This window comes from Pseudomonas sp. NPDC088885 (assembly GCF_044750025.1).
GTDB lineage: Bacteria > Pseudomonadota > Gammaproteobacteria > Pseudomonadales > Pseudomonadaceae > Aquipseudomonas > Aquipseudomonas rustica.
In genome coordinates, this window is the sequence record NZ_JBIVJB010000183.1 from 1 (window position 1) to 4,025 (window position 4,025).

Here is a 4,025-nt window from a genome sequence, read left to right on the forward strand (position 1 = left end):
CGCGAGCGTTTCACCATGGACGATGGCCTGTCGAACGCGGTGCGCGAAGTGTTTGTCCGTCTGCACAAAGAAGATCTGATCTACCGCGGCAAGCGCCTGGTGAACTGGGATCCGAAGCTGCGCACCGCCATCTCCGATCTGGAAGTGGAAAACCGCGAATCCAAAGGCTCCATGTGGCACCTGCGCTACCCGCTGGCCGACGGCGCGAAAACCGCTGATGGCAACGATTTCCTGATCGTCGCGACCACCCGTCCGGAAACCATGCTCGGCGACTCCGCCGTTGCGGTTAACCCGAACGATGAGCGCTACCAAGCCCTGATCGGCAAGTTTGTCGAGCTGCCGCTGGTTGGCCGTCGCATCCCGATCATCGCCGACGATTACTGCGATCCTGAATTCGGCACCGGCTGCGTGAAAATCACCCCGGCCCACGATTTCAACGACTACGAAGTCGGCAAGCGCCACAACCTGCCACTGCTGAACATCTTCGACAAGAACGCCAACGTGCTGCCGGCAGCCCAGGTGTTCAACCTCGACGGTACGCTGAACGACAGCATCGATGGTGCAATTCCAGCTGAATACGCCGGTCTTGAGCGTTTTGAAGCGCGCAAGCAGATCGTTGCCGCGTTCGACGCCGCCGGCCTGCTGGTCAGCGTCAACGACCACGGCCTGAAAGTGCCGAAAGGCGACCGCTCCGGCACCATCATCGAGCCGTGGCTGACCGACCAGTGGTACGTGTCGACCAAGCCTTTGGCCGAGCCTGCGATTGCTGCCGTTGAAGACGGTCGCATTCAGTTCGTACCGAAGCAGTACGAAAACATGTACTTCTCGTGGATGCGCGACATTCAGGATTGGTGCATCAGCCGTCAGCTGTGGTGGGGCCACCGGATTCCGGCATGGTATGACGAGTCGGGCAAAGTCTATGTCGGTCGCGACGAAGCCGAAGTGCGTGCCAAGCACAACCTTGGCCCGGACGTGGCGCTGCAACAGGACAACGACGTTCTCGACACCTGGTTCAGTTCCGGTCTGTGGACGTTCTCCACCTTGGGCTGGCCGGAAAAAACCGAGTTCCTGAAGAAATTCCACTCCACCGACGTACTGGTGACGGGCTTCGACATCATTTTCTTCTGGGTTGCCCGGATGATCATGCTGACCATGCACCTGATCAAGAACGAGGACGGCACGCCGCAGGTACCGTTCAAGACCGTTTATGTACACGGTCTGGTGCGTGATGGTCAGGGCCAGAAGATGTCCAAGTCCAAGGGCAACGTCCTTGACCCGCTGGACATCATCGACGGTATCGAGCTGGAAGACCTGGTGCAGAAGCGCACCTCCGGCATGATGCAGCCGAAACTGGCGAAGAAGATCGAGAAGCAGACCCGCGACGAGTTCGCCGACGGCATCGCCAGCTACGGCACCGACGCCCTGCGCTTCACCTTCTGCTCGCTGGCTTCGACCGGTCGCGACATCAAGTTCGACATGGGCCGCGTTGAAGGCTATCGCAACTTCTGCAACAAGATCTGGAACGCCGCGCGTTATGTTCTGGACAAGGGCGAAGATTGCGGCCAGAACGGCGAAGCCTACGAACTGTCGCTGGCGGATCGCTGGATCATTTCGCAACTGCAACGCACCGAAGCCGAAGTGACCCGTCAACTCGATCAGTTCCGTTTCGACCTGGCGGCGCAAGCGCTGTACGAGTTCATCTGGAACCAGTACTGCGACTGGTACCTGGAACTGTCCAAGCCTGTGCTGTGGGACGAGAATGCGCCGGTTGAACGTCAGCGCGGCACTCGCCGTACGCTGGTTCGCGTATTGGAAGTGGCGCTGCGTCTGGCGCATCCGTTCATGCCGTTCATCACTGAAGAAATCTGGCAGCGCATCGCGCCGCTGGCCGGTATTCAGGGCAAGACGATCATGCTGCAACCGTGGCCGGTGGCCAACGAAGAGCGCATCGATCCGGCCGCCGAGAACGACATCGAGTGGCTCAAGGAACTGATGCTCGGCACGCGCAACATCCGTGGCGAAATGAACATCGGCCCGGGCAAGCCACTGCCGATCTACCTGAAGAACGTCAGCGCTGAAGACCAGCGCCGTCTGACCGAGAACGAAGCGCTGCTGAAGAAGCTGGCGCGTCTGGAATCGATCACCGTTCTGGCGGCTGGCGAGGAAGCGCCGTTGTCCGCCACCGCTCTGGTTGGCGAGATGGAAGTGCTGGTGCCGATGGCCGGTCTGATCGACAAGGGCGCCGAGCTGGCACGTCTGGACAAGGAAATCTTGCGTTTGCAGGGTGAAGTTCAGCGTGTTGGCGGCAAATTGTCCAACGCCGGATTCGTTGACAAGGCCCCGGCCGAAGTCATCGAGAAGGAACGCGCCAAACTGGCCGAGGCTGAACAAGCCCTGGCCAAACTGGCCGAGCAACACGCGCGGATTGCCAGCCTGTAACGGCAAATCGCATTGAAAAAGGGAGGCCCAAGTGGCCTCCCTTTTTCATTCCCGCCACACCACAAATCCCCTGTGGGAGCGGGCTTGCTCGCGAAGGCGGCGTGTCATTCCTTTGATGCGTTGGCTGATACAACGCATTCGCGAGCAAGCCCGCTCCCACAGTTTGAACGGTGTTGCCTTTATATGTGGGACAATACCCGCCACTTTCAGCCATACCCGAATCGACCACGCCCATGAACGCCCCCCGCACACCCAAACCTGCGCGCAAAAAGCCCGACTCCGCGACCCCGGCCAAGACCGTCGAGCCGCGTGAAAAGGCCAGCCTGCACCCGCGCAATCGCCATCAGGGTCGTTACGACTTCCCGGCGCTGATCAAGACCACGCCGGAACTGGCGAAGTTTGTGATCACCAACCCGTACGGCAAGGAAAGCATCGACTTCGCCAGCCCCGACGCGGTGCGCGTGTTCAACCGGGCGCTGCTCAAGTCGTTCTATGGCATCCAGCATTGGGACATCCCGGCAGACTACCTCTGCCCGCCAGTGCCGGGCCGTGCCGATTACGTGCACTTCCTCGCTGACCTGCTGGCGAGCATGAACGACGGCAAGGTGCCGCGCGGCGCGATCGTCAACGTGCTCGACATCGGCATGGGAGCCAACTGCGTGTATCCGCTGATCGGTAACAGCGAATACCGCTGGCACTTCCTCGGTTCGGAGATCGACCCGACGGCCGTGGCTGCCGCCAAAGCAATCGTTCAGTCCAACGACTTGAACAAGGTGATCCAGTTGCGCTTGCAGGAAAACCGCAAGCACATCCTGATTGGCTTGCTGGAGCCAGGTGAGCGTTTCGACCTGACCATGTGCAACCCGCCGTTCCACGCCTCGATGGACGAAGCGACCAAGGGCAGCGAGCGCAAATGGCGTGCGCTGGGCAAGGCCGATCCGAAACGTAAACTGCCGGTGCTGAACTTCGGTGGCCAGTCAGCCGAGCTGTGGTGTGAAGGCGGCGAAGCGCGTTTCGTGACGCAACTGATCGCCGAGAGCGCGAACTTCCAGCACAAAGTCCTGTGGTTCAGCACCTTGGTGTCGAAGGCGTCGAACCTGCCAGCCATCGAAACCGCACTGAAAAAGGCCGGCGTGCTGGAAAGCCAGGTCGTCGAGATGTCGCAGGGCCAGAAGCAGAGCCGTTTCGTGGCGTGGACGTTCCAGACCAAGTCCGAACAGCAGATCTGGCGCCGCGAGCGCTGGGTGCGCTAAACAAAGCTATTTCTGAAGAAATGCAAAACTAAATGTGGGAGCGGGCTTGCTCGCGAAGGCAGTATGTCAGTCAACGCTAATTTCGACTGGTAGACCGCTTTCGCGAGCAAGCCCGCTCCCACATTTGATTTGTGCCGCCTGTAAAAAGCAGGCACAAAAAAACCGTGCCCGGATCACTCCGGAGCACGGTTTTTTATTGCTGCGTCTTACTTGTTCACAGCGTCGGTCAGGCCTTTGGCCACAACCAGCTTGATCACTTTCTTCGCAGGGATTTCGATGGCAGCGCCAGTCGAAGGGTTACGGCCAGTGCGGGCAGGACGCTCGGTCACTTTC

Annotated in this window: 3 protein-coding genes; 2 read left to right on the plus strand and 1 reads right to left on the minus strand. The window is 59.8% G+C overall.

Annotated features, from left to right (window positions below; genetic code table 11):
* On the plus strand, window positions 1–2,439 hold a 2,439-nt coding region (locus ACIP1X_RS28020), incomplete at its 5' end, for a valine--tRNA ligase (RefSeq protein ID WP_400755893.1).
* Between the two features lie 233 nt (window positions 2,440–2,672).
* Window positions 2,673–3,692, plus strand: a complete 1,020-nt coding sequence (gene rlmF, locus ACIP1X_RS28025; protein ID WP_150729529.1) for a 23S rRNA (adenine(1618)-N(6))-methyltransferase RlmF — start codon at window positions 2,673–2,675, stop codon at window positions 3,690–3,692.
* A 206-nt stretch (window positions 3,693–3,898) separates the two neighbouring features.
* Here the strand turns inward: rlmF and ACIP1X_RS28030 are convergent.
* On the minus strand, window positions 3,899–4,025 hold a 127-nt coding region (locus ACIP1X_RS28030), incomplete at its 5' end, for an HU family DNA-binding protein (protein ID WP_394598080.1).